General features: G+C 67.6%; 25 protein-coding genes and 2 tRNA genes. 23 read left to right on the top strand and 4 right to left on the bottom strand.

The window, feature by feature from the left end:
* Window positions 1-24: 24 nt before the first annotated feature.
* The 19 genes from gnd to CJ177_RS21630 all read left to right on the top strand — a co-directional run bounded on the left by gnd (window position 25) and on the right by CJ177_RS21630 (window position 20,597).
* Window positions 25-936, top strand: a complete 912-nt coding sequence (gene gnd, locus CJ177_RS21720; RefSeq protein WP_005249106.1) for a phosphogluconate dehydrogenase (NAD(+)-dependent, decarboxylating) — start codon at window positions 25-27, stop codon at window positions 934-936.
* The gene (recF, locus tag CJ177_RS21715; RefSeq protein ID WP_061044797.1) at window positions 937-2,166 is read left to right on the top strand and encodes a DNA replication/repair protein RecF; all 1,230 of its coding nucleotides are present in this window, start codon (window positions 937-939) and stop codon (window positions 2,164-2,166) included.
* Window positions 2,156-2,719: a DUF721 family protein gene (locus CJ177_RS21710; protein WP_005249104.1), complete on the top strand. Its 564-nt coding sequence runs from the start codon at window positions 2,156-2,158 to the stop codon at window positions 2,717-2,719. The genes recF and CJ177_RS21710 overlap by 11 nt, the downstream gene beginning before the upstream one ends.
* A 124-nt stretch (window positions 2,720-2,843) precedes the next feature.
* Window positions 2,844-3,752: a metal-dependent hydrolase gene (locus CJ177_RS21705; RefSeq protein ID WP_005249103.1), complete on the top strand. Its 909-nt coding sequence runs from the start codon at window positions 2,844-2,846 to the stop codon at window positions 3,750-3,752.
* Window positions 3,749-4,867 (top strand): PDR/VanB family oxidoreductase, encoded by a 1,119-nt coding sequence (locus CJ177_RS21700; RefSeq protein ID WP_061044798.1) that lies wholly within the window; start codon window positions 3,749-3,751, stop codon window positions 4,865-4,867. The genes CJ177_RS21705 and CJ177_RS21700 overlap by 4 nt, the downstream gene beginning before the upstream one ends.
* Before the next feature lie 46 nt (window positions 4,868-4,913).
* Window positions 4,914-5,852, top strand: coding sequence for an alpha/beta fold hydrolase (locus tag CJ177_RS21695; RefSeq protein WP_095868551.1), 939 nt, complete (start codon window positions 4,914-4,916; stop codon window positions 5,850-5,852).
* Between the two features lie 197 nt (window positions 5,853-6,049).
* Window positions 6,050-8,092 carry a DNA topoisomerase (ATP-hydrolyzing) subunit B gene (gene gyrB, locus CJ177_RS21690; RefSeq protein ID WP_005263473.1) on the top strand — a complete coding sequence of 681 codons (2,043 nt, stop codon included), beginning with the start codon at window positions 6,050-6,052 and terminating at the stop codon, window positions 8,090-8,092.
* A gap of 424 nt (window positions 8,093-8,516) precedes the next feature.
* Window positions 8,517-11,345, top strand: coding sequence for a sensor histidine kinase (locus CJ177_RS21685; RefSeq protein ID WP_095868550.1), 2,829 nt, complete (start codon window positions 8,517-8,519; stop codon window positions 11,343-11,345).
* Window positions 11,342-11,758 (top strand): roadblock/LC7 domain-containing protein, encoded by a 417-nt coding sequence (locus CJ177_RS21680; protein ID WP_005249096.1) that lies wholly within the window; start codon window positions 11,342-11,344, stop codon window positions 11,756-11,758. Before CJ177_RS21685 ends, CJ177_RS21680 begins: the two co-directional genes overlap by 4 nt.
* A gap of 7 nt (window positions 11,759-11,765) precedes the next feature.
* On the top strand, window positions 11,766-12,140 hold the full coding sequence (locus CJ177_RS21675; RefSeq protein ID WP_005249095.1) for a DUF742 domain-containing protein: 375 nt from the start codon (window positions 11,766-11,768) through the stop codon (window positions 12,138-12,140).
* A gap of 13 nt (window positions 12,141-12,153) precedes the next feature.
* A complete protein-coding gene (locus CJ177_RS21670; RefSeq protein WP_005249094.1) occupies window positions 12,154-12,705 on the top strand; it encodes an ATP/GTP-binding protein in 552 nt (183 codons plus the stop codon).
* 11 nt (window positions 12,706-12,716) lie between these two features.
* On the top strand, window positions 12,717-13,559 hold the full coding sequence (locus CJ177_RS21665; protein ID WP_005249093.1) for an MHYT domain-containing protein: 843 nt from the start codon (window positions 12,717-12,719) through the stop codon (window positions 13,557-13,559).
* Window positions 13,560-13,710: 151 nt separating this feature from the next.
* Window positions 13,711-16,233, top strand: a complete 2,523-nt coding sequence (gene gyrA / locus CJ177_RS21660; RefSeq protein ID WP_005249092.1) for a DNA gyrase subunit A — start codon at window positions 13,711-13,713, stop codon at window positions 16,231-16,233.
* On the top strand, window positions 16,233-17,639 hold the full coding sequence (locus tag CJ177_RS21655) for a DUF3566 domain-containing protein (protein WP_257014621.1): 1,407 nt from the start codon (window positions 16,233-16,235) through the stop codon (window positions 17,637-17,639). Before gyrA ends, CJ177_RS21655 begins: the two co-directional genes overlap by 1 nt.
* A gap of 131 nt (window positions 17,640-17,770) precedes the next feature.
* Window positions 17,771-17,844, top strand: a tRNA-Ile gene (locus CJ177_RS21650).
* Between the two features lie 120 nt (window positions 17,845-17,964).
* Window positions 17,965-18,037: transfer RNA gene (locus CJ177_RS21645), tRNA-Ala, on the top strand.
* Window positions 18,038-18,131: 94 nt separating this feature from the next.
* Window positions 18,132-18,965 carry a siderophore-interacting protein gene (locus CJ177_RS21640; protein ID WP_005249090.1) on the top strand — a complete coding sequence of 278 codons (834 nt, stop codon included), beginning with the start codon at window positions 18,132-18,134 and terminating at the stop codon, window positions 18,963-18,965.
* Window positions 18,966-18,984: 19 nt separating this feature from the next.
* A complete protein-coding gene (locus CJ177_RS21635) occupies window positions 18,985-19,575 on the top strand; it encodes a chorismate mutase (protein ID WP_005249089.1) in 591 nt (196 codons plus the stop codon).
* 50 nt (window positions 19,576-19,625) lie between these two features.
* Window positions 19,626-20,597 carry a helix-turn-helix domain-containing protein gene (locus CJ177_RS21630; protein ID WP_005249088.1) on the top strand — a complete coding sequence of 324 codons (972 nt, stop codon included), beginning with the start codon at window positions 19,626-19,628 and terminating at the stop codon, window positions 20,595-20,597.
* Here the strand turns inward: CJ177_RS21630 and CJ177_RS21625 are convergent.
* Entirely contained in the window at window positions 20,587-21,051 is a 465-nt protein-coding gene (locus CJ177_RS21625; protein WP_005249087.1) for a hypothetical protein, read from the bottom strand. The two genes, CJ177_RS21630 and CJ177_RS21625, sit on opposite strands and share 11 nt — an antisense overlap.
* A gap of 161 nt (window positions 21,052-21,212) precedes the next feature.
* Window positions 21,213-21,773: a hypothetical protein gene (locus CJ177_RS21620; protein WP_095868549.1), complete on the bottom strand. Its 561-nt coding sequence runs from the start codon at window positions 21,771-21,773 to the stop codon at window positions 21,213-21,215.
* A 100-nt stretch (window positions 21,774-21,873) separates the two neighbouring features.
* On the opposite strand from CJ177_RS21620, the gene CJ177_RS21615 reads away from it, so the two are divergent.
* A complete protein-coding gene (locus tag CJ177_RS21615) occupies window positions 21,874-22,401 on the top strand; it encodes a peptidylprolyl isomerase (RefSeq protein WP_025431550.1) in 528 nt (175 codons plus the stop codon).
* A gap of 13 nt (window positions 22,402-22,414) precedes the next feature.
* Window positions 22,415-23,332, top strand: a complete 918-nt coding sequence (locus CJ177_RS21610; RefSeq protein WP_005249084.1) for a rhomboid family intramembrane serine protease — start codon at window positions 22,415-22,417, stop codon at window positions 23,330-23,332.
* On the opposite strand, the gene CJ177_RS21605 is transcribed toward CJ177_RS21610, so the two are convergent.
* The gene (locus tag CJ177_RS21605; protein WP_005249083.1) at window positions 23,326-23,784 is read right to left on the bottom strand and encodes a PH domain-containing protein; all 459 of its coding nucleotides are present in this window, start codon (window positions 23,782-23,784) and stop codon (window positions 23,326-23,328) included. The two genes, CJ177_RS21610 and CJ177_RS21605, sit on opposite strands and share 7 nt — an antisense overlap.
* 67 nt (window positions 23,785-23,851) lie before the next feature.
* A complete protein-coding gene (crgA, locus tag CJ177_RS21600) occupies window positions 23,852-24,115 on the bottom strand; it encodes a cell division protein CrgA (protein ID WP_005249082.1) in 264 nt (87 codons plus the stop codon).
* Between the two features lie 119 nt (window positions 24,116-24,234).
* On the opposite strand from crgA, the gene CJ177_RS21595 reads away from it, so the two are divergent.
* Together CJ177_RS21595 and CJ177_RS21590 are read left to right on the top strand one after the other, a co-directional pair.
* On the top strand, window positions 24,235-24,936 hold the full coding sequence (locus tag CJ177_RS21595; RefSeq protein WP_061701400.1) for a DUF881 domain-containing protein: 702 nt from the start codon (window positions 24,235-24,237) through the stop codon (window positions 24,934-24,936).
* A 54-nt stretch (window positions 24,937-24,990) separates the two neighbouring features.
* Window positions 24,991-25,644, top strand: a complete 654-nt coding sequence (locus tag CJ177_RS21590; protein ID WP_095868548.1) for an aminodeoxychorismate/anthranilate synthase component II — start codon at window positions 24,991-24,993, stop codon at window positions 25,642-25,644.
* Window position 25,645: the final 1 nt, after the last annotated feature.

Raw genomic sequence — 25,645 nt, 5'->3', positions numbered from 1 at the left:
TCTCACGAGTGGACGGAGATCACGATGCAGATCGGGTTGGTCGGGCTCGGAAAGATGGGATTCAACATGCGCGAGCGGTTGCGCGCGCACGGGCACGAGGTGGTCGGCTACGACCCCCGCCCCGAGGTCACGGATGTGGCGTCGCTGGCGGAACTCGCGCAACGACTCGAGTCTCCGCGAGTCGTGTGGGTGATGGTTCCGGCGGGAAGGATCACCCAGGACACGGTGACCGAACTGTCGTCGGTGCTCGAGACCGGCGACCTGGTGATCGACGGCGGCAACTCGAGATACACCGACGACAAAATCCACGGCGAGCTGCTGGGTTCCCGCGGCATCGGCTACCTCGACTGCGGTGTGTCCGGTGGGGTCTGGGGACTCGAGAACGGCTACGGGCTGATGGTCGGAGGATCGGACGCGGATGTCGAGCGGGCGCTGCCGGTCTTCGACGCCCTCCGTCCCGAGGGTGAGCGTGCGGACGGTTTCGTCCACGCCGGCCCGATCGGCGCCGGCCACTACGCGAAGATGATCCACAACGGCATCGAATACGGGCTGATGCAGGCGTACGCCGAGGGCTACGAACTGCTCGAGGCGGAAGACCTCGTCACCGACGTCCACGGTGTGCTGCGCGCGTGGACCAAGGGCACGGTCGTTCGTTCGTGGCTGCTGGATCTGCTCGTCAAGGCGTTGGGTGAGGATCCCGATTTCGCCGAGATCTCCGGTTACACAGACGATTCCGGTGAGGGCCGCTGGACGGTGCTCGAGGCGATCGATCATGCCGTGCCCGCACCGGTGATCTCGGCCGCGTTGTTCGCGCGCTTCGCGTCCCGTCAGGATGATTCCCCCGCGATGAAGGCCGTCTCGGCGCTGCGCAACCAGTTCGGTGGTCACGCCGTGAAGAAGGCGGCAGGCGAGGCAGAAGCCGGTTCTGGAACGTAGGTGTTCGTTCGCGCACTCTCGCTCAGAGACTTCCGTTCCTGGGACGCCCTCGGTCTCACCCTGCGTCCGGGCTGCACCGTCTTCGTCGGACCCAACGGTCACGGCAAGACGAACGTGCTCGAGGCGCTCGGCTACCTGTCGACCCTCTCGTCTCATCGGGTCAGCTCGGACGCCCCGCTGATCAGGACGGGCACCGGTCAGGCATTCGCCGGGGCCACCGTCGTCAACGCCGGCCGGGAACTGACCGTCGATCTCGAGTTGAACGAGGGCAAGTCCAACCGGGCACGGATCAACCAGTCGCCCACCCGGCGGCCGCGGGAGATTCTCGGGATTCTGCAGACGGTGCTGTTCGCGCCGGAGGATCTGTCGCTGGTCCGCGGCGATCCGGGTGATCGGCGGCGCTACCTCGACGAGCTCCTCACGTCCCGTATCCCGCGGATGGCGGCGGTGCGCGCCGATTACGACCGGGTGCTGCGGCAGCGGTCGGCGCTGCTCAAGACCGCAGGCGGCGCATTGCGACGGGTGTCGCGCGGCGGCCAGCCGAGCGAGGACGGCGCGAGTGCCCTTGCCACGCTGGAGGTCTGGGACGGACATCTCGCCGCACACGGCGCGCAGCTGCTCGCCGGACGGCTTCACCTCGTCCACGATCTCGCTCCGCATCTGGCCGAGTCATACCAATCGCTGGCGCCGGAGTCGAGGCCCGCGAGCATCCGCTACCGCTCGAGTCTGGGCTCGTCGCTGCCGCCGGAGTTCACCGAACCGGCTCGAGTGCCCGATGCGGGCGATATCGCGTTTCTCGAGGAGCGGTTCCTTCAGGAGCTGTCCGTGATGCGCTCCAAGGAGATCGAGCGGGGTGTGTGTCTCGTCGGCCCGCATCGTGACGATCTCGAATTGCAACTCGGCGACACCCCGGCGAAGGGATTCGCGAGTCACGGTGAGTCGTGGTCGTTCGCGCTGTCGTTGCGGCTGGCGGGATTCGCCCTGCTGCGTTCGGAGGGCAGCGATCCCGTCCTCATGCTCGACGACGTGTTCGCCGAACTCGATCGACGTCGACGGCGCGCACTCGCCAAGGTCGCGTTGGATGCGGAACAGGTGCTCATCACGGCGGCCGTGCCGGAAGATGTTCCGGAGGAGCTCGACGCCGTCCGATTCGGCGTGGAGGCCCGCGACACCGATCGAGGACGAATATCGCACATTGTGGAAGAGACGGAGGACCGCCGTGACGGATGATCTCGAACCGACCGCACCGGCTGCGGCCCCCGAACCGGAGGTGAAGGGAATCGACCTCGCCCGGCGGGCCCTCGAGGAGGCGCGTGCCGCGGCGAAGGCGAGCGGAAAATCCGTCGGGCAGGGCCGCCGGTCCGGAACCGGTGTCCGGGCCCTGCGCGCCCGGCGTCGACGCGGATGGTCGGGTCCCGGGCCGGATGACCGCGACCCGCAGCCGTTCGGTGCGCTGACCAACGCGATCGCGAAACAACGCGGCTGGTCGCCCAAGGTGTCCGAGGGGACGGTTCTCGGTCGGTGGGTGCAGGTGGTCGGTGAGGACATCGCCGCGCACGCCGAACCGACGGGGCTGCGGGACGGGATTCTCAGCGTCTCCGCGGAGTCGACGGCCTGGGCGACGCAGCTTCGGATGATGCAGTCACAGATTCTCGCGAAGATCGCCGCGGCCGTCGGCGACGGCGTCGTGAAGTCGTTGCGGATCACCGGTCCGACGGCCCCGAGCTGGCGAAAAGGGGAACGGCACATCCGGGGGCGCGGCCCTCGGGACACCTACGGATAGGCCGGAGCGGACGTTCGGTCCTAGTTTTGTCTATTACCCGGTGTTACAGTTACTCCAAGTTTTCGAGTGAACTGCGCCACAAGCCTTCGTCGTGGCGCAGCCGCCGGCACGAAGGAGTAGTGAGATGTCCGCCCCGACTGCACCCCGGAACGCGATCCCCGAACCGGACCACATCCTGTTGCAGGCCAGGAACGTGGAGTTCGACTGGTCGAACCTCCCCATGCACTGGATCCCGGGGGACCCGTTCAGCACGCACGTCCTCAACGTCCTGCACCTACTCCTGCCCGCGGGTGAGGAGTGGTTCGTCGAGACGTTCAAAGAGGCACTGCCGCTGATCGAGGACGAGCAACTCCGCGACGACGTCGTCGGGTTCATCGGCCAGGAGGCGATGCACGCCAACGCTCACACCGGCGTGCTGGCGCACCTGAAGGAGAAGGGTCTCGACCCGTCGCCCTTCACCGAGCAGATGGAATGGACCTTCTCCAAGATCCTCGGACCGCGACCGCTGACCGGTCTGCGGGAGAAGAACTACCTGATCGAGCGGCTGGCGGTCATCGCCGCCATCGAGCACATCACCGCGTTCCTCGGCGACTGGGTCCTCAACGCCGAGGGACTGGACCGCGCCGGCATGCATCCGACGATGCTCGACCTGCTGCGCTGGCACGGCGCCGAGGAGGTGGAGCACCGCTCCGTGGCCTACGACGTCATGCGGTACTTCGACAAGCGCGAGTCCCGGCGGATCCGCACCCAGGTGATCGTCACCCCGGTCATCGTGTGGCTGTGGGTGCGCGGCACCCGCTTCCTCATGCGGAACGATCCGGAGCTCGCCCAGTGGTCGGCGCACCGGCGCAAGCCGCACCTGACCGATTTCTTCGCAGCAGGCAAGCGCGGCACCCTCCCGACGGCCCGGGAACTCGGCAAGCGGATGTCTACGTACTTCAGGCGTTCGTATCACCCGAGCAACGAGGGTTCGACGGCGCAGGCTGTGAAGTACCTGGCGTCCTCGCCCGCGGCTCAGGCGGCCGAGCGATGAAGCTGTCGCAGGTGCGGCACGTGCTCACCGGGCAGGGCCTGCCCCGCTACGACGCTCCCCCGGACATCAAGGGGCGACCGCGCCCCGACCGCGCGATGCGGATCACCGAGGCTGTGGCCGCCAAGTACCTCCGTGTTCTCACCGCGTACGAATACAACCCGGGCGTCGCTGGTCACAATCCGGACGTGGCGATGAAAATGGTTGTTTCCCAACGTGATGTCGTCGCGCGAGACGAGAACGTCGTCCAATTACGGTTCGAAGCCGAGGGCGGCGCAGAACTCCCTGCGTGGCAGCCGGGTTCGCATCTCGACTTCCACCTGCCGTCCGGACTGCGACGCCAGTACTCGCTGTGCGGGGACCCGGCCGATCGCACGGGCTACAGTATCGCCGTTCGCCGGATCCCCGACGGCGGTGGCGGATCCCTCGAGATGCACGCGCTCGAACCGGGCGCCCAGGTGACGGTTCGCGGCCCCCGCAACGGGTTTCCCTTCGTCGGCGAAGGGAGTGCGCTCTTCGTCGCCGGCGGCATCGGCATCACGCCGATCCTCGCGATGGTCCGGGCGGCGCGCGAACTCGGAATGGATTGGCAGTTCGTGTACTCCGGCCGGTCACGGGAGTCGATGCCGTTCCTCGACGAGATCGAAACGTTCGATCGGTCACGGGTTTTCATCCGTCCCGACGACGAATTCGGACTGCCGACCGCCGAGGAATTGCTGGAGCGTGCAGCGCCGGGCGGCGCCGTCTACTGTTGCGGGCCGACGCCGATGCTGGAGTCGGTACGCCGTGCATTCCCCGGAAGCCCGGCCACTGCATTGCATTTCGAGCGGTTCGGGGCGCCGCCGGTACAGGGCGGCACCGAATTCGAAGTGCAGCTCGTCAGCACGGGCGAGGTGCTCACCGTGCCCGCCGACGAATCCGCACTGACGGTGATCAAGAAGACGATGCCCGGAGTGGGGTATTCGTGCCAGCAGGGATTCTGTGGCACCTGCAGGGTGAAGGTACTCTCCGGCACCCCGGATCACCGCGAGACGCGGCTCACCGACGCCGAGCAGGAGAACGAGATGCTGATCTGCGTGTCCCGCGCAGACAGTGGCCGTCTCGTCCTCGATCTGTAGTTCCCACCGTCAAACCCGAACCCGCACGACGATCAGAGGACCCACCATGACTCCATCCCCATCCGGTACCGCCCGGCGGATCACCAACGGTTCCGTCGAACTCGCCGTGTTCGAGGAGGGCAACCCCGCCGGCGAGACGATCGTGCTGGTGCACGGCTGGCCCGACACCCACGACCTGTGGAGCCGGGTGGTGCCGTTTCTGACGGAGCGGTTCCGGGTGGTCAGTTACGACAGCCGCGGCGCAGGCCGGAGCACCGTGCCCACCCGGGTCGAGGACTACCGGCTGCCCACCCTCGCCGGCGACCTGTTCGCGGTGATCGAGGCCGTGAGCCCGGGACGGCCGGTGCACGTGCTGGCCCACGACTGGGGATCGGTGGAGGCATGGGAGGCCGTCTGTGAACCGGGGGCCCGCGCGCGGATCGCGTCGTTCACCTCGGTCTCCGGGCCCAACCTCGATCACCTCGGCAAGTGGATGCGCCGTCGCATCTCGGATCGCAGCTTCGGCGGGCCGCTCGCGCAGGCCGTCGCGTCCGGCTACACCGTGCTGTTCCAGATTCCGGGCCTGGCGACGCTGCCGCTGCGACTCTGGTTCTCCCGGCACTGGCCGGCGTTCCTGAAGTTCTTCGACCGCCTCGATCCCGCGCTGGTGCGTCCGGCGCCGACGCTGGCGGACGACATGGTCAACGGTCTCAAGCTGTACCGCGCCAACATCCGGACGAGTCTGCTGAGGCCGCGCGAGCGGTACACCGACGTCCCCGTCCAGCTGATCCTCAACAAGAACGACAAGGCGGTGCGGCCCGTCGGCTACGAGGACACCGAGAAATGGGCACCCGACCTGCGCCGTCGAGAGGTCGACGCCGGGCACTGGTCGCCCATCTCCCACGCCGAGGACATCGCGCAACTCGCCGCGGAGTTCGTGCTGGCCGTCGAGGACCGGCAGTGGACGGATCTCTCGGACGGCCCGTCCGAGAGCTCTTCGGCCTAGGTTTTCACTCCCGAGACGCCCTGAAAATTCGTCTACGGGGCGCTCAGGGGTGTCATAGCACGCTCCTGGCGCTGACGTACCAGTAAGATGGCCGAGGTAACTAGCGGCAAGATTCCCGATTCTCGTCTCCCGCGTGCCCGACCAGGGCGGTGGGCGCCTGCGTCGGGCATTGGACGGAGAAGGAGAGCTACCCACCCGTGGCTGCCCAGAAGTCAGACAAAAGCACCTCCAGCAAGGACTACGGCGCTTCTTCCATCACCGTCCTCGAGGGACTCGAAGCCGTTCGTAAGCGACCGGGTATGTACATCGGTTCCACCGGTGAACGTGGTCTCCACCATTTGATCTGGGAAGTCGTCGACAACTCCGTCGACGAGGCCATGGCCGGCCACGCCAGCAAGGTCGAGATCACCCTCCTCGAAGACGGTGGCGTCCAGGTCGTCGACGACGGTCGAGGCATCCCCGTCGGGATGCACGCCTCCGGTGTCCCCACCGTCGAGGTCGTCCTCACCCAGCTCCACGCCGGCGGCAAGTTCGACTCCGACTCCTACGCCGTGTCCGGCGGTCTGCACGGTGTCGGTATCTCCGTCGTCAACGCGCTGTCCACCAGGCTCGACGTCGACATCAAGCGCGACGGCTTCCAATGGAACCAGACCTACACCGACTCGAAGCCGGGTGAACTCGTCAAGGGCGAGGCCACCAAGGAAACGGGCACCACGGTCACGTTCTGGGCCGACCCGAACATCTTCGAGACCACGGTCTACAGCTTCGAGACGGTCGCGCGCCGCCTCCAGGAGATGGCCTTCCTCAACAAGGGCCTCACGATCACCCTCACCGACGAGCGCGTCAGCGACGCCGAGGTCACCGAAGAGGTCGTCAGCCAGGTCGCGGACGCGCCGAAGACCGCCGAGGACGAGTCCGCCGAGGCGGGTGCGCCTGCCGTGCACAAGGTGAAGACCCGCGTCTACCACTACCCGGGCGGCCTCGAGGACTACGTGCGGCACATCAACCGCACGAAGCAGCCGATCCACAACTCCGTCGTCGGTTTCACCGCGAAGGGCACCGGCCACGAACTCGAGATCGCGATGCAGTGGAACTCCGGTTACTCGGAGTCGGTCCACACGTTCGCGAACACCATCAACACCCACGAGGGCGGCACCCACGAAGAGGGCTTCCGTTCCGCTCTGACGGCGACGGTCAACAAGTACGCGCTCGACAAGAAGCTCCTCAAGGAGAAGGACCCGAAGCTCACCGGTGACGACATCCGTGAGGGCCTCGCGGCGATCATTTCAGTGAAGGTCGGTGAACCGCAGTTCGAGGGTCAGACGAAGACGAAGCTCGGTAACACCGAGGTCCGGTCGTTCGTGCAGAAGGCGAGCAACGAGCACCTGTCGCACTGGTTCGAGGCGAATCCGGCCGACGCGAAGACCATCGTGAACAAGGCGGTGTCGTCGGCGCAGGCCCGCGTCGCCGCCCGCAAGGCCCGCGAACTGGTGCGCCGCAAGAGCGCGACCGATCTCGGCGGCCTGCCGGGCAAGCTCGCCGACTGCCGGTCCAACGATCCGAGCAAGTCCGAGATCTACATCGTGGAGGGTGACTCCGCAGGCGGCTCGGCCAAGTCCGGCCGCGACTCGATGTATCAGGCGATCCTGCCGCTGCGCGGAAAGATCATCAACGTCGAGAAGGCACGCATCGACCGTGTGCTGAAGAACACGGAAGTCCAGTCGATCATCACCGCGTTCGGCACGGGCATCCACGACGAATTCGACATCGCGAAGCTGCGGTACCACAAGATCGTGCTGATGGCCGACGCCGACGTCGACGGCCAGCACATCGCAACGCTGCTGCTCACGCTGCTGTTCCGCTTCATGCGCCCGCTCGTCGAGCACGGCCACGTCTACCTGGCACAGCCCCCGCTGTACAAACTGAAGTGGCAGCGCAGCGACCCGGAGTTCGCGTACTCCGACCGCGAGCGCGACGTCCTGGTCAAGGCCGGCCTCGAGTCCGGCAAGAAGATCAACAAGGACGACGGCATCCAGCGTTACAAAGGTCTCGGCGAGATGAACGCCAAGGAACTGTGGGAGACCACGATGGATCCGACGGTGCGCGTCCTGCGTCTGGTGACGCTCGACGACGCGGCCGCAGCCGACGAGCTGTTCAGCGTTCTCATGGGTGAGGACGTCGAGGCCCGGCGTAGCTTCATCACCCGTAACGCCAAGGATGTCCGCTTCCTCGACGTCTAGGTATCCGGCACAAGAGATTACGGATATCGTGCAGCCACCGGCGGTCGGAAGACCCCGGTGGCTGCACCCGTCTGGGCCGGTTGCGGGACCGGGTGACGCGGAAATCCGTCCTCGACTGTGAACCGCGATTCTGTGTAGCCTGGTCCGCTGATCCCCCCGCGACGGCAACGTCTGGGATCGGTGGTGCGCATGTTACTTGGAAGTAAGGATCGGGGAATTTCTGTGGTAAGAACGTTCCCCATGGGGATGTGATGAACTCGTTACATTCGGAAATCGGTGCGTCGGGCAGCGCTGCGCACAGCGCAACTGATCGATCACTTTCCTCTGTCGACGCGTGTCGTCCGGGCCGGGACGACTGTCCTGCCGCAGGCGCGGTCACGAGCACAGAGCGACAAGCTATGAGTGGTTGGAAAGGAAGCGTGGGATGAGCGACGATTCGCCGCCCCGGGCAAAGTTCTGGGATATCGAGGGTTGGGGCCTGCGGTGGAAGGTCACCGCGGTTCTCGCAGTTCCCGTCACCGTCGCCATGGTGCTCGGCGGACTCCGTGTGCAGGGTGAGCTGAGTAACGCCGTCCACTTCACCGAGGCGGCCGACCAGATCGTCGTCGTCCCGGACATCGTGGCCCTCGAGGCCTCGATGGGTACCGTGACCAGTGGTTACGCCTCGGGCACCCTCACCAAGCAGGACCGCGAGGACGCGGAAGCCCTGATGAACGACGTGTCCGAGCAGGCCCGGAACCCCGAGCTGGATCCCGCTGTCGCGAGTTCGATCAACCAGACCGTCTCGGACGGTCGCGCGCTCCTGAATCTCATGGATTCCCCGGGCGTCGCCACCGACCTGCTCGCGGAACGCCAGCGCGCGTTCGCCGCGGACTTCATCCGCGAAGTGGACGACATCGTCCGTCCCATCGAAGACAGCGAAGTCGTCGACAAGGGCTACCAGCTGACCAACGCGTGGCAGGCGCAGCGTCGTCTGTTCGAACAGGCCATGGGCCTCGTGATCGTGAAGGACGTCTACGCCGGTCCCGACGGACGGGAGAAGGCCCGCACGGGCGACATTCCCACGTCGGCCGTCGTCGCGGCCGCCGGTGCCGAATCGAGCCTCCTCGACGTCCTCGACCGGTACTACCCCAAGGGGGATGCCCGTCTCGAGACGCTGCGAAACAACATCAACGACCGCAACGCCCTCATCGACCAGGGCCTCGCGGACGCGGCGCGCGGCGGGATGCTGCCCATCCTGCAGCTGCGCTCCTCGCTCATCGCGAGCCGTGACGTCTACCAGGAGCTGACCAGCGAGGCGGCGAAGGACATCGCGTCCACCGTGCAGGTCCGCGCGGCCGAGACCCGGTCCGCCGCGCTGCGTGACACGGCGATCGTCCTCGGCACCCTGCTCGCCGCCCTCGTCCTCGCGCTCCTCGTGTCGCGGTCGCTCATCGGTCCGATCCGCCGCCTGCGGTACGGCGCGCTGAAGGCCGCCCGCCGCGACCTTCCTGAGGCGATCGAGCAGATCAAGGCCAGCGACGATCCACGGGCACTGTCGTTCGAGCCGGTGGCCGTGCACTCCTCCGAGGAGATCGGCCAGCTCGCCCGCGCCGTCGACGACATCCACGGGCAGGCACTCAAGCTCGCCGGTGAGCAGGCGCAACTGCGCCTGCAGATCAACGACATGTTCGAAACCCTCGCGCGCCGAAGCAAGTCGCTCGTCGACCAGCAGCTCGGCCTGATCGAGAATCTCGAGTTCGAGGAGAAGGATCCGAAGCGACTCGAGAGTCTGTTCCGGCTCGACCACCTGGCCGCACGTATGCGCCGAAACGGTGAGAACCTGCTGATTCTGGCCGGCACCCGCGTGCGTCGTTCGCAGGCTGCGCCGATCCCGCTCGGCGACGTGCTGCGTGCCGCGATCTCCGAGGTCGAGGACTACCAGCGTGTGCAGATGGGTGCGACCCCCGAAGGCGCGCTCAGCGGCACCGTCGTCACGGACGTCGTGCACCTGCTCGCCGAACTCGTCGACAACTCGCTGCGCGCCTCGCCGCCCGACACGGTGGTGACGTTCAGCTTCGCCCGCGCCGTGGACGGCGGGGTGCTGCTCGAGATCGCGGACCGCGGTATCGGTATCCCGGCCGACGACATGCGCGCCGTCAACGAGCGTCTGGCGTCGGGTGGTGAGGTCGGTCCCGAGACCGCCCGTCACATGGGTCTGTTCGTCGTGAGCCGGCTCGCGAAGCGTCACGGCCTGACCGTGCGCCTGCGGTCGACGTTCGACACCGCCCGCAACCCGGGTGTGACCGTGAGCATCCACATCCCGAATGCGCTGATCGTGTCGCAGGCGGCCCGGCAGGACACCGGACCGCAGCGGAGGATTCCCGCGGCGCCGGTCCGGACCGCCATTCCGGCACCCCCGGCACAGGGCAAGGACAACGGACAGCAGCCGGCAACCCGCAACGGACTGCCGACCCGCACGCCGTCCACGCCCCCGTCCGCGCCGACCCCGGCACCCGCGAGCGCGGTGACGACGGCGTCGGGCACGAGCCTGCCCCGACGTCAGCCCGGTGCCAGTGGCATCGCGGCCGGCGCGGGATCGTCGGCCGGTGCCCCGGCCGCGCAGTCCCAGGACACCGTCAACGTCCGCGGAACCGGGGCGATGCCGAAGCTGCCCGTGCGGCGGCCGCAGGCGGCGACCCCGGAGACGGCACCGGCGGAATCGCAGCCGCAGCACGCACCGCAGGCACCACGTAGCGAGAACCGCATCGAGGCGCGGACCGCGGAACAGCCGGCGCCCCCGTCGTCGAACGGCGACGATCAGGCACCGGTCCGGCACCGCTACCGCACCAACTCGGCGAAGACCGCGTCGTTCTTCCAGTCGCGGATCGATCCGCCATCGGCCGAGGCCACACCCCGGCCCGGCGGCGGCACCCCGATCTTCTCCGACATGGTGTCCGACTGGCTGACCGATCCGACCGGCGCCGAAGGCGCACCCGGCGTCTGGCATTCCGCCGGCGACGCCGGATGGTCCGCCGCCGAACGGATCAGCGAGACTCCCGTCGAGGTCGACCCGGAGATCGGACTGCCGAAGCGGCGTCCCGGCGACCGGCTGGTTCCCGGCACGGTCGAAGGCGCGCACAATACGGGGACACTGCGCCGGGTGCGTGACCCTGAGACAATTCGCGCCAATCTCAGTCGTCACCAGCAGGGCGTCCGAAACGGCAGGGCCACGAGGCTCGCGGAACGTAACAGCATTGAAGGAGACCGATGAACACCGCTCATGGATCCGACGTCACGCGACCGCTCGACTGGTTGGTGTCGAACTTCGCCAGTGACGTGCCCGGTGTCTCGCACGCCGTGCTCGTGTCCGCGGACGGTCTCCTGATGGCAGCCAGCGCCCATCTCCCGATCGACCGGGCCGAGCAGCTGGCCGCGGTCACCTCGGGGCTGGCCAGCCTGTCCGCCGGTGTGTCCCGGTTGTTCGAAGGCGGCGGAGTGCTGCAGTCGGTGGTCGAGATGCAGCACGGGTACCTGCTGCTCATGAGCGTCGGCGACGGCTCGCACCTCGCGACCCTCACGGACGCCGAGTGCGACATCGGACAGGTCGGCTACGAGATGGCGATCCTGGTCGACCGCGTCGGCGCATCGGTGCAGGCCACGGCCCGCACCCCGCAGGGTCTCTGACCAGCCCATGCCCATGAACGACCACCACTCGGAGCAGCCGGGCCCGAACATCGTGCGCCCGTACTCGCTGACGTCGGGCCGGACCCGGCCTGCGGTCGAGCTCGCGCTCGAAGCGTTGATTCAGGCACTGCCGCAGTCGGTGGACCGGCAGTGGGAACTCGACGACGTCAACGCCGCGATCGTCGCGTTGTGTCAGCAGTCGCCTTCGGTCGCCGAGATCGCCGCCCGGGTGGGCGTACCCCTCGGAGTGGCACGCGTCCTGGTCGCCGACCTGGTCGAGGCCGGTCATCTGCAGATCCTGGCCACCCTGAAGGAAGACTCGACCGACTCCGAACGTCGTGAACTCATCGAAAGGGTCCTCAGTGGACTTCGCGAAATCTGATCCCCGCAATCGGGTGACCTCGACCAAGATCGTGATCGCCGGCGGGTTCGGCGTCGGCAAGACCACGCTGGTCGGGGCTGTCTCCGAGATCGTCCCGCTGCGCACCGAGGCGCTCGTGACCAACGCCAGCGACGGCGTCGACAACCTGGCTGCGACACCGCAGAAGGGCACGACCACCGTCGCCATGGACTTCGGTCGCATCAGCCTGGCCGACGACCTGGTGCTGTACCTGTTCGGTACCCCCGGTCAGCACCGGTTCTGGTTCATGTGGGACGACCTGATCCGCGGTGCGATCGGTGCGATCGTCCTGATCGACACCCGCCGGCTGGACGAGAGTTTCGCGGCCGTCGACTTCTTCGAGGCCCGGCAACTGCCGTTCCTCGTCGCGATCAACGAATTCGACGACGCCCCGCGGTACCCGATCGAGGACATCCGTGCGGCGCTCGCGATCTCCGAGGACGTGCCGATCATCCCGATCGACGCGCGTGACCGGGAATCGGCGAAACGCGCCCTGGTCGCGATCACCGAATACGCACTGACCAAGCTCCACACTGCCGCGTACTGAGGATTCGAAACATGTCGGACGACTTGCAGCACTTCTCCATGGGCACGTGGATCGTCGCACTCGCCGCGGTCACGGCGTTCATCGGCGTCTTCGTCGGGATCGCCAGCGCCCGCAAAGCGGTGACCGCGCCGAACCCGAGGCAACGGTACCTCTGGCTGGCCTGGGGTGCGCTGTCCATCGGCGGCATCGGCGCCTGGCTGCCGCACTACATCGCGATGGTCGGGTTCGAGGTCTACGGCAGCGTGGTGCGCTACGACGTCCTGTGGATCGCGGTTTCTTTCGTGGTGCCCGTCGCGGCCGCCGCGGTGGCGTTGCTGATCATCAGCCCGCCGCCGACGAAACACCGGCGGCCGAGCGCGTCGGTGGAGATCGGCCGCCTCGCCGGCGGTGCGGTGCTCCTCGGCGTCGGCCTCACCGGAATGGACCTCGCGATCGTCGCCTCCCTCGAGATCCAGGGTTCGGTGGAATCCGACATCCTGCTGACGGCAGCGTCGGCCGTGATCGGCCTGGTCGTCGGCGCCGGAATCATGTGGTCGATCTCGGCCCTCGAATCCCGCACGCTGCGACTCGTGGCGTCGGTGGTCGTGGCGGCCGGACTGGTGGCCATGCACTACACCGGCGTGTTCGGGCTGAGCGTCACCGTCGACCAGGCCGTGGCGCGCCCGGACGGACTCGAGGTGTTCTCGATCCTGTTCCCCGTCTTCGTGCTGGGCATGCTCGTGGTCACGATCCCGATCACCGCCCTGCTGATGGCGCCCGACCGCGTCGCCGCCGAGCTCGAACTCGAGGCCGACATGCTCGCCGCCGAATCCCTCGCCGCCGAAACCCAGGGCCGGGAGCTCGAACTCCAGTAGATCGGACGACTCCTGCGGCACCGATTCACGAGTGCACCCGAGTCCTTCACCCTCACAGCTGACCTGCACCTATAGACTCGGGTGGTTGCGCGACGTCGTGCAGGACCGCGAGTCCGCGAGGAGACGTCAAGCCGAGTAGAAGAAGGAGCTCATGACTGACACAACGTTGCCGCCGGAGGGACCGGGGCACGACCGCATCGAGCCCGTCGACATTCAGCAGGAGATGCAGAGCAGCTACATCGATTACGCGATGAGCGTGATCGTGGGTCGTGCGCTGCCCGACGTGCGAGACGGCCTCAAGCCGGTGCACCGCCGCGTTCTGTACGCGATGTACGACAACGGTTACCGGCCCGATCGCGGTTATGTGAAGTCTGCGCGACCGGTCGCCGAGACGATGGGTAACTACCACCCCCACGGCGACGCCTCGATCTACGACACGCTCGTCCGCATGGCCCAGCCGTGGTCGCTGCGGTACCCGCTCGTCGACGGCCAGGGCAACTTCGGTTCCCGCGGCAACGACGGCGCCGCCGCGATGCGATACACCGAGTGCCGCCTCACTCCGCTGGCCATGGAAATGCTGCGTGAGATCGACCACGAGACGGTCGATTTCACCCCGAACTACGACGGTCGTACACAGGAACCGTCAGTTCTCCCCAGCCGTATCCCCAACCTGTTGATCAATGGTTCCGGCGGCATCGCCGTCGGTATGGCCACCAACATCCCGCCGCACAACCTGCGTGAGGTCGCCGAGGCCATCTACTGGGCGCTCGAGAACTGGGAAGCCGACGAGGAATCCACCCTCACCGCGGTCATGGAACGCGTGAAGGGACCCGACTTCCCGACGCACGGCCTGATAGTCGGCGGCCAGGGCATCCACGACGCCTACACCACCGGACGCGGTTCGGTCCGCATGCGCGGTGTGGTGGAGATCGAGGAGGACGCCAAGGGACGCACCACGATCGTCATCACCGAACTGCCGTACCAGGTGAACCCGGACAACCTGATCACGTCGATCGCCGAGCAGGTGCGCGACGCGAAGATCGCCGGCATCTCCGACATCCACGACGAGTCCTCGGACCGCGCGGGTATGCGCATCGTCGTCACCGTCAAGCGTGACGCGGTCGCGAAGGTCGTGCTCAACAACCTGTACAAGCACACCCAGCTGCAGACCAGCTTCGGCTGCAACATGCTGTCCATCGTCGACGGCGTGCCGCGCACCCTGCGGCTCGACCAGATGATCCGGCTCTACGTAGCCCACCAGGTCGAGGTCATCCGCAGGCGCACCGAGTACCTGCTCCGCAAGGCCGAGGAACGCGCTCACATCCTGCGCGGACTGGTGAAGGCGCTCGACGCCCTCGACGAGGTCATCGCGCTGATCCGGGCGTCGCAGACCGTCGACATCGCGCGGGCCGGCCTGATCGAGCTGCTCACCGTCGACGAGATCCAGGCCGACGCGATCCTCGCGATGCAGCTGCGTCGCCTCGCCGCCCTCGAGCGTCAGAAGATCATCGACGAACTCGCCGAGATCGAGCGGGAGATCGCCGACCTCAAGGACATCCTCGAGAAGCCCGAGCGTCAGCGTCGGATCGTCCGCGACGAGCTCAAGGAGATCGTCGACAAGCACGGCGACGACCGCCGGACCCGCATCATCGCGGCCGACGGTGACGTGGCCGACGAGGATCTGATCGCCCGCGAGGACGTCGTCGTCACGATCACCGAGACCGGCTACGCCAAGCGCACCAAGACCGACCTGTACCGCTCGCAGAAGCGCGGCGGCAAGGGTGTGCAGGGTGCCGGGCTGAAGCAGGACGACATCGTCTCGCACTTCTTCGTCAGCTCCACGCACGACTGGCTGCTGTTCTTCACCACGAAGGGCCGCGTGTACCGGGCCAAGGCATACGAGCTGCCGGAGGCGAGCCGCACGGCTCGCGGACAGCACGTGGCCAACCTGCTCGCGTTCCAGCCCGACGAGCGCATCCAGAGCGTCATCCAGATCAAGACGTACGAGGACGCCCCCTACCTGGTTCTCGCCACCCGCAACGGTCTGGTGAAGAAGTCCAAGCTCACCGACTTCGACTCGAACCGCAGCGGCGGCATCGTGGCCATCAACCTGCGCGGCGAGGACGAACTGGTCGGCGCGGTCCTCTGCTCCTCCGACGACGACCTGCTGCTCGTCTCCGCGCAGGGACAGTCGATCCGCTTCTCCGCCACCGACGAGGCGCTGCGTCCGATGGGCCGCGCCACGTCCGGTGTCCAGGGCATGCGATTCAACGGCGACGACGAACTGCTGTCGCTGAACGTGGTGCGCGAAGGCACCTATCTGCTGGTGGCGACGTCGGGTGGCTACTCGAAGCGCACCGGCATGGAGGACTACCCGGTCCAGGGACGCGGCGGAAAGGGTGTACTCACGATCCAGTACGACCGGAAACGTGGCACCCTGGTCGGAGCGCTCATCGTGAACGACGACGACGAGCTCTACGCGATCACGTCGGGCGGTGGCGTCATCCGCACCGCCGCCAAGCAGGTCCGCAAGGCCGGTCGGCAGACCAAGGGGGTTCGTTTGATGAACCTCGGGGAAGGCGACACCCTGCTCGCGATCGCGCGCAATGCCGACGAACCGGACGAACCCGACGACAACGCCGAGAGCAGCGGCAAAGGAGCTAAGGAGTCCTAGTGAGCACTCCCAACCAGCCAGGCAGTGACCGGCAGAACCCGGGTTCCGCCAATCAGGCGCCATCCGAGCAGCAGGCCTCCCGCACTCCCCAGAACGGGTCGGCGCGACCGAACCCGCAGCAGGGTTCCGCGCCGCAGGGGCCGCAGGCGTCAGCCGGTCGTGGCCCCGCTCAGGCGGGGCCGGCTGCCCGGCCGGGTGGTGCTCCCGACGGGCGACCGGATCGGCAGGTTCCGGCCGATCCGGCCCGGTCGCCGTCGACGCCCCAGCATCAGGGTCCGCGCACGCAGACCCCGCAGGGCAGGCCCGTGCCGCCGTCGCAGCAGGGTCACGCTCCGAATCAGCAGGCTCCCGGGCATCAGGGCCCGCCGCAGCAGGCGTCCGGCAACCGGGCTCCCACGGGCGGTGCCCCCACCGAGTCCATCCGGGGAAATCAGGCTCCGCCGTGGCAGCGGGGAATGCAGCGTGAGCCGCAGACCAACCTGAAGCGTCCCGTGCAGGGCGGGGCCGGTGCCAAGCAGGCCTCGCGCCCGGAGGGTCAGCCGAACCCGGCCAACGGCTCGGCAACAGCGGCTGCGGCGGGTGCCGCGGCAGCGAAGGCTCCCGGCGGCCAGGACGTCCAGAAGGCGCAGACCACGCCGACCCAGAAGACGCAGCAGCCCCAGGCGCAGGGTCAACGACCTCAGGGCGCGCAGAACGCGGGTGCTGCCACCCAAGCGGTGCCCACCCAGAAGGCGCCCGCACAGAACCCGTCGGCGCCGGCGAAGGGTCAGCCCGCGCCCAAGCAGGGGCCCGATCGCACACCGTCCTCGACCGCTGCCACGGCGGCGGTCGGTGCGGTGTCCGGTGCAGCCGCGGCCGGTGCCGTGACTCAGCGGGAGGCCGCGAAGGCCAAGGCGTCCGCGATCGACGGACCCACCCGGCACATCAACCGGGACGTGCTCCCCAAGGACATGCCGGACCTGTCCGAGGCCAAGCACCCCTTGCCCGGGGCGGCGGCCACGGGTCAGCAGCCGAAGATCGCCGTGGCCCCGCAGCGGGTCGAGGAGGGCGAGGCTCTCCGGGCGACGGTGCAGGTCCGCAAGATCGATCCGTGGTCGACGCTGAAGATCTCGTCCGTCATTTCGGTGTCGCTGTTCTTCGTGTGGATGGTGGCCGTCGGTCTGCTGTACGTCGTCCTGGACGGGATGGGCGTGTGGGACCGGCTGAACAACGCGTTCACGGATATCGTCGCGGAGTCGAGCTCTGACGGGCTCGTGACGGCCGGGCAGGTCTTCGGATACGCCGCCGTCATCGGTCTCGCGAACATGGTGTTGTTCACCGCATTGGCGACGATCGGAGCCTTCATCTACAACCTGTGTTCCGACCTCGTCGGGGGCGTCGAAGTGACGCTCGCCGACCGGGACTGAACGCGGAAAACGACGAGGGCTGAGCTGGGAAAAGAGCGTCTCGCCGGACCGGTTTTGGTAGTTGCCGGTCCGGTGGGGTAATCTTCCGACTCGGTTCAGGGAACTGCGCGAGATGAGTTTCCAGACTTCAGGGGCCTATAGCTCAGGCGGTTAGAGCGCTTCGCTGATAACGAAGAGGTCGGAGGTTCAAGTCCTCCTAGGCCCACTCCTGGTGCCGGTGAAAGGTCATTCGCATGAAGGTCCTCCTGTTTGTGGGAGCCGGAGTGCTGGTGGCGATCGGATTGTCCAAGTTGCTCCGCGGCAACGAGGTGTGGCACGAGGTAACGGGGCCTTAGCTCAGTTGGTAGAGCGCTGCCTTTGCAAGGCAGATGTCAGGAGTTCGAATCTCCTAGGCTCCACAAGTACAAATACAGAAGCAGCGTGCCCCGGATTCGGAAGAGTTCGGGGCACGCTGCTGTGCGGACCGGAGTTGGGTGAGGTTACCCTTACTTCATGACTGCACTCGATCCCGGAGCCCGTGACCGCCTCGACCCGCGCAGCCGCGTCGCATCCCACCACCGGACCGGTGAGGGAACCGCACGAATCGGTTACCCGATCGGAGTCCGCACGGTCACGGTCCGCGCACGCGAGTACGTCACACCCCGCATGGTGCGTCTGACGATCGGAGGCCCCGGACTCGACGGCTTCCACACCTATCAGGCCGACGATCACGTCAAGGTCGTGTTCCCCGATCCGGACGGCACCCGCCGTGTCCCGGTGGTGAACGACGCGATGATGCTCGACTGGCCGCGACCGCTCCCCACCACGCGGAAGTACACCGTCCGCCGCTACGACGCCGACGCCGGCGAACTCGACCTCGACTTCGTGCTGCACGAAGGTGGGCTCGCGTCCTCCTGGGCGACGACGGTCGCGATCGGCGACGAGGTGACCATCGCCGGACCGCCCGGCGCGAAGGCATTCGCCCACAACTTCGACCACTACGTCTTCGCGGTCGATTCCACCGCTCTTCCGGCGGTCGCGCGGTGGCTCGACGAGTCCCCGGCGGACGTCTCGGCGCACGTCGTGATCGAGACCGACGACGACGTCGAGCACGGCTACCCGCTGGCCGTGCGCGAGAACGTGGACGTGACGTGGCTCGTTCGCGACGGCAGCGAGTCCGTCCTGGCGTCGACGGTGCAGTCGCTCGATCTGCCCGACGGCCGCTCCTTCCTGTTCGCGGCCGGCGAGGCGAATGACATCAAGCCTCTGCGCGCGTGGAGTCGGGACCGGATGGATTCGCTGTTCACCGGCTACTGGAAACGCGGAGTCGCCGGGCTGGACGACTGACCGGCCCTACACTCGCACCATGACCACGGTCCGGCCAGCACTCGCCCGCCGCGCGGCCGTCGCCGCGGTGATGCTCGGGATGCTGACGGCAGGCGGTACCGCGCCCGCGAGCGCGCAGACCCGACCGCTGGAACCGATCGCCCGGGCGGTCTCGCTGCGCCTCGCCACGGCCGACGCGGTGGCGGCAGCCAAGTGGGGCACCCCGTCACCGATCGACGATCCCGCGCGCGAGGCGCAGGTCCTGGGTGCGGTCGGCTCGCAGGCGGACGACGAGGGCCTGAGTGCGGCGCGGGTTCAGCAGATCTTCCGCGACCAGATCGAGGCCAACAAGGAGGTGCAGCGGGCCCTCTTCGCCTGGTGGAGCGTTGCGCCGGGTGCGGCGCCGACGGTCCGGCCCGACCTGACGCAGGTCCGTCCGGTGATCGACCGCCAGAACTCGGACATACTCCTGCAACTGCGCGAACAGGAGGCCGTGCTCGCCGGTCCGGGTTGCGTGCCCGCTCTCGTCGACGCCACGGTCGCGGTGGCGGCCGAACAACGCCTCGACCCGCTGCATCAGGCCACGCTGGCGCGTGCGCTCGTGTCGATCTGTGGGCCAGTCCGCGAATGACTGGCCGTTTCGACATGGTCCGACAAGATGTCGCCACTTAGACTGGGGTCATGATCTCCAAGGTCGCGACGCTCCTCCTCGATCGTGTCTCGATGTTCGAGTTCGGGGTGGTCTGTGAAGTGTTCGGAATCGACCGCACCGAACACGGGGTTCCGCCGTTCGACTTCCGGATCTGCGGGATCCGTCCCGGCGAACCGCTCGCGTCGATCACGCCGGGACTGACGCTGTCCGCCGACTACGGGCTGGACTCCCTGCGCGACGCAGATCTCGTCGTCGTCCCGCCGCCGGGGGCGCAGTCCGACTTCCCGGTGGAGGCGCTCGACGCGGTGCGTGCGGCCGCGAATGCCGGTGCCATCGTCCTCAGCCTGTGCTCGGGCGTATTCCTGCTCGGCGAGGCGGGACTGCTGGACGGGCGCAAGTGCACCACCCACTGGGAGTACGTCGACGAACTTGCCACCCGGTTCCCGACGGCGACCGTCGACCCCGACGTCCTGTTCGTCGACGAGGGCAACCTCGTCACCAGTGCGGGTACCGCGGCCGGCATCGACGCCTGCCTGCACGTGGTACGCCGGGAGCTCGGTTCCACCGTCGCCAACACGATCGCCCGCAGGATGGTCGTGCCGCCGCAACGCGACGGGGGACAGCGGCAGTTCATCGAGCAGCCGGTGGTCGCGTGCACGTCGGACAGCCTGAGCGAGACCATGGCGTGGATGAGCGAAAATCTCGAGCTGCCGCACACGGTCGACGAGCTCGCCGCCCGCTCGTCCATGTCGACGCGAACCTTCGCACGCAAGTTCGCGGCCGAGACGGGCACCACCCCCGTGAAGTGGCTGACGACGCAGCGGGTCCTCTACGCGCAGCAGCTACTCGAGGGCACCGACCTCGGTCTCGAGGCGATCTCGAGACGCAGCGGATTCGGGTCCGGTGCGCTCCTGCGTCACCATTTCAACCGGGTGGTCGGCGTCGCACCGGCCGACTATCGGCGCCGGTTCGGCTGCAACGCCGCCGAACTCACGCAATGAACGTGCCGATGGCCGGGTTCGCCTGGCAGATCGGGCTGCTGCCGAAATTGATCGATCCGAACGCCGTCGCCACCACGTTCCCGACGCCGGTGTTCACCGTCGCGGACAGGAAGGGGTAGACACCGCCGAGGTTCACGATCCCCGACCGTCCGCTGTCGGTGTTGACCCAGGCCACGGTGACCTGCGCGGCTGCCGGGATCGGTGGTGCGGCGGGGCGTGACTCGAAGCGGATGTCGCCGTCGGCGATGGGCGGTGACGCCTCCGGCCCGGACTGTCCGGTGAGCGCCGTCAACGACATCAGGCTGCCCTGGTTCGGACATCCGATGGTCAGAGCCGGTCCGCCGAAGGGGTGGGGTGGATCGGCGCCGGCGGGGCCGGCCGTCAGCACAGCCGCGGTGGCGGCGATCGGAAACGTGACGGCGGCGATGCGGTGGACGATACGTCTGGCGGTCATGTCTGCTCCTCGGAACGGATCCTCGCGCTGGTGCGCATCTGCCTGCGGGATACCCCTGGTACAAGCCGTGAAACGAAAGGATTCGCTGATGCCGGAGGCCGTGCCTTCCGATCGTTCAGTCGCCCGGCTGGACGCCGGGCGACACCGAGCGAGCGCGCGCCCTACTGGCCCGGGAGTGACGGGTCAGTTGCGGTGAGGGGCTTCGTCGCCGTGGGCGGCGTGGGTTCCTGCGTGTTCGCGCTGTCGAGGTCGCGCAGGTTCGGGGGAGCGGACGCGACCCGCGGCTGCTCGCGGCGGCGGCTCTTGAAGAACACCGCGCCCCCGGCCACAGCGGCACCCACGAGGACGACGATCGCGACGCGACGGCCCTTCCGCGACTTCTTCTCCTCGACCGGCGCCACGGCCGAGGTCAAGGGACGAACGACATCCTGGGCGACCTTCTTCACCGGCACGGTCCGGGCGCGTTCGTAGCCCTTCTTGGCCAGCGAGGCCCCCTGACGGCCGAGGAACAGACTGAGCTGGCCGGCGCCGCGAGCCGTGGCGAGTGCCGCCGAGCGTGCGTAGCGCCGCGCCTGATCGACAGCCTCGGATTCCTTGACGCGGGAAGCCGAATCCTCGACGTGGGCCAGAGCGGTCTCGACTCGTTCGGAGACCTGCTCCTGCAGGGTCTCGGCGCGTTCGGTCGGAAGCAGATTCGTGAGGGACTCCGTCGCTCGTGTCATGTCCCCACTTTGTCACAAGAACCGGGAGCACGAACCGATCCGAAGTACTCGAGTCACCGCGGCGGAACCACACGGAACCCCACAATGGCAACATGGTGGTGTGACTTCACCTCATCAGACCGCAACCGCAACGCTGCACACCAACCGCGGCGACATCAAGATCGCGCTGTTCGGCAACCACGCGCCCAAGACCGTCGAGAACTTCGTCGGCCTGGCCGACGGTTCGAAGGACTACAGCACCGCCAACGCCGGTGGCACCGACTCCGGACCGTTCTACGACGGCGCCGTCTTCCACCGCGTCATCGACGGATTCATGATCCAGGGCGGCGACCCCACGGGTACCGGCGCCGGTGGCCCGGGCTACAAGTTCGGCGACGAGTTCCACCCGGAACTGCAGTTCGACCGCGCGTACATCCTGGCCATGGCGAACGCAGGCCCGGGAACCAACGGTTCGCAGTTCTTCATCACCACCGGCCCGACGCCGCACCTCAACCGTCGCCACACCATCTTCGGTGAGGTCGTCGACGAGGAGTCGAAGAAGGTCGTCGACGCCATCTCGACCACCGCCACGGATCGCGCGGACCGTCCGCTCGAGCCGGTCGTGATCAACAGCGTCACCATCGCGTAGGGATTCGCAGCACATGACCAACCCCGGCTGGGGCGGTGCCGCGAACGAGGGCACTCCGCCCCAGCCGCGGTGCGTCCGCCACCCCGATCGTCCCACTGCACTGTCGTGCAATCGGTGCGGTCGTCCCGCGTGCCCCGAATGCCTGCGCGAAGCAGCCGTCGGCTACCAGTGTGTCGACTGTGTGGCCGCCGGGCAGCGTGATGTCCGTCAGGTTCGCAACGTCGCCGGCGCCGTGACCACGCAGCGTGCGGTGCCGCTCGTGACGTACATCCTGATGGCCGTGAACGTCGGCATCTTCCTGATCACCGCGGCGCAGTCCCGCAGCATCATGCAGAACCAGGCGGGATCGAAGCTCTTCGCGGACTGGGCGCTGTTCCCACCCGCTGTCGTGGACGGGCAGATCGTCCGCGTGCTCGGCAGCGGATTCCTCCACTTCGGCATCATTCACCTGGCCGTCAACATGTTCGCGTTGTGGGTGATCGGCCGCGACACCGAACTGGTGCTCGGGCGTGCCCGCTACGCCTGCGTGTACTTCGTGTCCCTGCTCGGCGGTTCCGCCGCAGTGATGCTTTTCCAGCTCGGCGCGGTCACCGCGGGTGCGTCGGGCGCCGTCTTCGGACTGATGGGCGCTCAGGCCGTCATCCTCCTGCGGCTGCGACGCAGCCCCGCACCGGTGATCTCGGTGATCGCCGTCAACGTGATCATCAGCATCACGATCCCCGGCATCTCACTGTGGGGACATCTCGGCGGCCTGGTCGCCGGAGCCGCGGCCACCGCGGGAATCCTCTACGGACCCCAGCTGCTGGGTGCCGGGAACAACCGGGAGAAGGCAATCACCGTCGGCTGGATCTGCCTCGGCGTCGTGGTGCTGGTGCCACTGGCCGTCATCGCGGTCCGCACCCTGCAGCTCCGCGCGAGCTTCGGCTACTGACCCCGGCCCACCAGACGATGCACCGCGAGGGCATCGAACACGTCCTCCGGATTGGTGCCGAGATCCCAGCGGCCGAAAATCAGGAGGCGTTCGGTGCCGTCCTCGGTGCGAACGTCGATCTCGAGCATCGGCACCCGGCGACCCAGCCGGGGATAGCGCACGAGCCGCGCGCGGTCGATCTCCGAGCGGGCATACCCGTGGCGGCCTCTCAGCCGGTTCACCACGATCCCGCCGCCCTCCTTGTCGACGGCGAGACGCGGGCGTTGCCGGAGAGCCGACGCGGCGGTCAGCAGCAGCCCGAGGGCGGCGACGCACACGAGAACACGGCCCGCCGGCTCGGTCGACACGGCAAGTCCCGCGACCCCCAAAGCGACTCCGCCCGCAGCGAGCGCGATCACCGCGCCGAGGGGCGTCGACCACTCCAACGGCGCCTCGTCAGCAGACATCAGCACTCGACCTGCGGCTATCCACAGGGGTTGTCCACATTGGGGATGAATGACATCGGTGTAATTGTGATCGTCAACGCCAGCGCATCGTCATGATCAGACCGACCACCATGAAACCGAATCCGATGAGGAAGTTGTAGGCACCCAGGTTGTTCATCCACTCGAGCTGGTCGGCGGCCAGGTAGTAGACGAGCAGCCACACCAGCCCGACCAGCATGAACCCGAGCATCACCGAGACGTACAGGGTGCTCGAGGGGCCGGCCTTCACCTTCACCGGGGTGCGGCTCGCAGGATTGATCGTGTAATCGGTCTTCTTTCGGACCTTCGACTTCGGCATGACGTCCTCGTTCGTGCGGCTCTACGGGAATGTGGGCAGGTAGATTCGGAAATACCTGCGTGTGTACACGCTAACGTAGCCGCGATTCGCGCGGCGAGGACGAGGGGACGGAAACACCGGTGACCAGGTCGATCTTCTGGCGGATCGCGGTGCTGGTGGTGTGTCTCGTGGCCGGTCTGCTGGTGGCCACCACCCGTCAGGTGTCGCACGGCAACGAAATCCGCGCCGGCGATTCCACCCGACTGTCCGACCTCGTGCGCAACGCACAGTCCGAGACCGATCAGGTGGCCGACACCCGCGACCAGCTGGCGGCGCAAGTCGAATCGTTGCAGCAGGAGGCCGCGGCCTCCGACAGTGGCGTCGCGCAGGCGCTCACCGACACCAAGGCACTCGCCACGGACGCCGGACTCACCCCGATGACCGGGCCCGGAGTCACCGTCACGCTCACCGACGCCCCCCGCGACGCGGACGGCAAGTACCCCGTCGACGCGTCGCCGGACGATCTCGTCGTCCACCAGCAGGACGTCCAGAGCGTGCTGAACGCGCTGTGGGTGGGTGGCGCCGAGGCGATCAGCATGCAGGACCAGCGGATCGTGAACACGTCGGCGCCGCGCTGCATCGGCAACACTCTGTTGCTGCACGGCCGCACCTATAGCCCGCCGTATGTGATGTCGGCGATCGGGGACCCCGCGCGACTGGAGGCGGCGCTCGCGAACGAGCCCGGAATCCGGGTGTTCAAGCAGTACGCGTCGCGGTTCGGCCTCGGCTATTCGGAGGCGGCGTCCGGCCAACTCACCGTGCCCGGTTACGCGGGGCACTGACCTGAACGGTCCCCGGCCGTGCAGAGCACGAGGCGGGCAGAATACCCTGCTTCCATGAGGATTCTCGTCGTCGACAACTACGACAGCTTCGTGTTCAACCTGGTCCAGTACCTCGGACAGCTGGGAACACGGGCCGTGGTCTGGCGCAACGACGATCCGAACCTCACCGGGCCCGACGCCGTCGCGGCGGCAGCGGCCGAGTTCGACGGCATTCTGCTGAGCCCCGGCCCCGGCACACCGCAGCGGGCAGGCGCGACGATGGACCTGGTCGCGGCATGCGCCGCGGCCGAGACACCGCTTCTCGGGGTGTGCCTCGGACACCAGGCTATCGGGGCCGCGTTCGGCGCCACCGTCGACCGGGCACCCGAACTCCTGCACGGCAAGACCAGCGTCGTCCACCACACCGGTGAGGGCGTTCTCGCCGGTCTGCCCGACCCCTTCACGGCCACGCGCTACCACTCTCTGACCGTCCTGGAAGACACCATCCCGGACGAACTCGAGGTCACCGCCCACACCGACAGCGGCATCGTCATGGCGATGCGGCACCGGGAACTGCCGATCCACGGCGTCCAGTTCCACCCGGAGTCCGTGCTCACGGAGGGCGGGCACCGCATGCTCGCCAACTGGCTCACGGTCTGCGGCGAAGCCCCGAAGGAATCCCTCGTCGCCACCCTCGAGACCGAGGTCGCGCAAGCGCTGGGCGCGTAGC

The organism is Rhodococcus sp. ACPA1 (assembly GCF_002300195.1).
Lineage (GTDB): Bacteria > Actinomycetota > Actinomycetes > Mycobacteriales > Mycobacteriaceae > Rhodococcus_F > Rhodococcus_F opacus.
This window is presented reverse-complemented; position numbering and strand designations above follow the sequence as displayed.

Coding starts and splice junctions, on each gene's coding strand:
- gnd (WP_005249106.1), top strand. CDS start 25: ATGCAGATCGGGTTGGTCGGGCTCGGAAAGATGGGATTCAACATGCGC.
- CJ177_RS21705 (WP_005249103.1), top strand. CDS start 2,844: ATGTCCGCCCCGACTGCACCCCGGAACGCGATCCCCGAACCGGACCAC.
- CJ177_RS21700 (WP_061044798.1), top strand. CDS start 3,749: ATGAAGCTGTCGCAGGTGCGGCACGTGCTCACCGGGCAGGGCCTGCCC.
- CJ177_RS21695 (WP_095868551.1), top strand. CDS start 4,914: ATGACTCCATCCCCATCCGGTACCGCCCGGCGGATCACCAACGGTTCC.
- CJ177_RS21685 (WP_095868550.1), top strand. CDS start 8,517: ATGAGCGACGATTCGCCGCCCCGGGCAAAGTTCTGGGATATCGAGGGT.
- CJ177_RS21680 (WP_005249096.1), top strand. CDS start 11,342: ATGAACACCGCTCATGGATCCGACGTCACGCGACCGCTCGACTGGTTG.
- CJ177_RS21675 (WP_005249095.1), top strand. CDS start 11,766: ATGCCCATGAACGACCACCACTCGGAGCAGCCGGGCCCGAACATCGTG.
- CJ177_RS21665 (WP_005249093.1), top strand. CDS start 12,717: ATGTCGGACGACTTGCAGCACTTCTCCATGGGCACGTGGATCGTCGCA.
- gyrA (WP_005249092.1), top strand. CDS start 13,711: ATGACTGACACAACGTTGCCGCCGGAGGGACCGGGGCACGACCGCATC.
- CJ177_RS21640 (WP_005249090.1), top strand. CDS start 18,132: ATGACTGCACTCGATCCCGGAGCCCGTGACCGCCTCGACCCGCGCAGC.
- CJ177_RS21635 (WP_005249089.1), top strand. CDS start 18,985: ATGACCACGGTCCGGCCAGCACTCGCCCGCCGCGCGGCCGTCGCCGCG.
- CJ177_RS21630 (WP_005249088.1), top strand. CDS start 19,626: ATGATCTCCAAGGTCGCGACGCTCCTCCTCGATCGTGTCTCGATGTTC.
- CJ177_RS21625 (WP_005249087.1), bottom strand. CDS start 21,051: ATGACCGCCAGACGTATCGTCCACCGCATCGCCGCCGTCACGTTTCCG.
- CJ177_RS21620 (WP_095868549.1), bottom strand. CDS start 21,773: ATGACACGAGCGACGGAGTCCCTCACGAATCTGCTTCCGACCGAACGC.
- CJ177_RS21610 (WP_005249084.1), top strand. CDS start 22,415: ATGACCAACCCCGGCTGGGGCGGTGCCGCGAACGAGGGCACTCCGCCC.
- crgA (WP_005249082.1), bottom strand. CDS start 24,115: ATGCCGAAGTCGAAGGTCCGAAAGAAGACCGATTACACGATCAATCCT.
- CJ177_RS21590 (WP_095868548.1), top strand. CDS start 24,991: ATGAGGATTCTCGTCGTCGACAACTACGACAGCTTCGTGTTCAACCTG.